The sequence below is a fragment of the Algoriphagus sp. genome (genome assembly GCF_024642405.1).
Lineage (GTDB): Bacteria > Bacteroidota > Bacteroidia > Cytophagales > Cyclobacteriaceae > Algoriphagus.
In genome coordinates, this window is record NZ_JAHEBC010000494.1 from 1 (window position 1) to 2,226 (window position 2,226).

3 protein-coding genes are annotated in these 2,226 nt (G+C 39.0%); 2 read left to right on the top strand and 1 reads right to left on the bottom strand.

The window, feature by feature from the left end; translation table 11 throughout:
* A partial coding sequence (locus Q0L68_RS19750) for a pyridoxal-phosphate dependent enzyme (RefSeq protein WP_296705957.1) occupies positions 1–696 on the top strand: 696 nt, incomplete at its 5' end.
* Here Q0L68_RS19750 and Q0L68_RS19755 read toward each other — a convergent pair.
* Positions 697–1,605, bottom strand: a complete 909-nt coding sequence (locus Q0L68_RS19755) for a sugar phosphate isomerase/epimerase (RefSeq protein WP_296705958.1) — start codon at positions 1,603–1,605, stop codon at positions 697–699.
* Positions 1,606–1,714: 109 nt separating this feature from the next.
* Between Q0L68_RS19755 and Q0L68_RS19760 the strand changes: the two genes are divergently transcribed.
* Positions 1,715–2,226 (top strand): hypothetical protein (locus Q0L68_RS19760; protein WP_296705959.1); only part of this gene is annotated, 512 nt, incomplete at its 3' end.

Here is a 2,226-nt window from a genome sequence, read left to right on the forward strand (position 1 = left end):
AAATTAGTAGAAGCCACAAGCGGAAATACAGGCATTGCTTTGGCAATGGTTGCCAAAACCCTTGGTTTGGATATGACTTTGATTATGCCCGATAACTCCACAAAAGAGCGGATCCTTTCTATGGAGGCTTATGGTGCTAAGGTGATCTTAACTCCTGCCGCCCAAACCATTGAATATTCCAGAACCTTGGCTGAAAAAATGCAGAAAGAGGAGGGTTATTTTATGCTCAATCAATTCTCAAATCCTGATAATTTTTTGGCACATTATAAGACTACGGGGCCAGAAATATGGAAGGATACCAAAGGGAAAATCACTCATTTCGTTTCTGCAATGGGTACTACAGGGACTATCATGGGAGTTTCAATGTACCTGAAAGAGCAAAACCCCAAAGTTCAGATTGTTGGAACTCAGCCAACTGATGGATCCAGTATTCCAGGAATCCGGAGATGGTCTCCAGAATTTCTTCCTGCTATTTTTGATGCCTCTCGTGTAGACCAAGTAATAGATGTGAGTCAGGAAGAAGCAACCAATATGACGAGAAGGATGGCAAAAGAAGAAGGGGTTTTGGCAGGGATGAGCAGTGGTGGCGCCTTACACGCCGCCATCAAACTTTCGAAAACCCTTGATGAAGGATTAATCGTCTGCATCACCTGCGATCGGGGAGATCGTTACTTAAGTTCAGATCTATTTGGTTAATTAGAAGAACTTCTTGGTCTTCTCTAGTCCTGTTTTGGCCACTGACAAGGCATCCTCAGCCCAGTATTTTTCGTTAAACAGTTCCAAAGAAAGAATCTTGGTTCCACCCATTTTAGTCAAAGAATCGGCAATTTCTTGATATGGGGCGATTCCATCACCCGGATAAACACGATCCTTGTCAGCAAGTTTTTCTCTATCAATACCCGAAGGAATGTCATTCACATGTATAACATCAAAGGCATCCCCACTCAAAAGTTTCAATCCATGATATCCTGACCCTCCTCGGTATAAATGATAGACATCTGGAAGGATTTTGGCATCTGGATCATTAGCAGCGACTGCTACAGAAAGACATTGACTTAGCGAATGAAATGGGCCGAAAGAACCCCAGAATTCTAACTGAGGCATAACACCGGTTTTTCTACCCAGTTCTAATAGTTGAGAAAATTTTTCTGCAGATTGCATTACATCAATAGGTGCCGTTGCACCTATTGCGGGAGCAGCCACACGAGTGCATCCAATTGCAGCAAGCATTCCCATTTCTTTTTCCATTTGGGCAAAACCTTGTTTGGACTTTTCTGAATCTTGAGCCATCCATGGAGCAAAACCGATAGCATTAAACGGGATTTGTTTCGAATCTTCCAGTAAAGTTTTCAGTGAGCTTAAACTTTTTCCAGAAGCCAAATATGCCTCAATCTCATTAACCCAGATCTCCATCCCATCGAATCCAGCTTTTGCAGATGTCTCGATCATTTCTGGAAGCGTTAATTTTTGACCGCGAATTGTACTTGTGTTTAAGCAGAAATAGATTTTAGATTCGGCCTTGGGTTGCGATTTGGCAAAAGTTTCCGTATTAGTCAAAACTAATGGGGCTAATGCGATTGATTTAATTAAATTTCTTCGTTTCATTTTAGGTTTCTTAGGGTTATCCTTTTTTCTCCACTTAAATTTTAATTTTGCCGTTTATGATATTCGATATAAAATAGAATCTAAACAGGTTTACTATCGTATTAATTCTATGCTAAAAATATACTTTTTTACGCCTTTTCTTTTGATTTTTATTTGGACTGCTCCATCACATGCTCAGTCGCAAACATTTCTTGCTTTGTATAAAGAGCAATTGCCTTATTTTCAGGAATTGATTACTGGAGGGCAATATGCAGAAGCTCCATTAAATTATGAAGGACATCCCTATTTTCAAACAAGGGTTTTTGAAGAGGGATATTTATCAATTAATGGGATTAAATACACTGAGGTTCAATTGCTATTTGATGAGAATGCGGATGTTTTAGTAACATTTCACCCAATCTATAAACAGAAAATATTAATTAAGCCCGAAAAAGTTGAGGAGTTTCAGCTGGAAGGCGGAAGTTTATTTCGAAGATTTCAGGGCAATGAATCATTTCCTAAACATGGAAATGGATTTTATGAAGTGCTGAGAGATGGAGAAATAAAAGTTTTATTAAAACACTATAAAGAAGCTGAACCTACAAAAGAGATAGGAAAATATACTTATAGATTTGTGGAAGA

Bases quoted from the DNA above. Each gene is read 5' to 3' on its own strand.
- Q0L68_RS19755 (WP_296705958.1), bottom strand. From the start codon at position 1,605: ATGAAACGAAGAAATTTAATTAAATCAATCGCATTAGCCCCATTAGTT.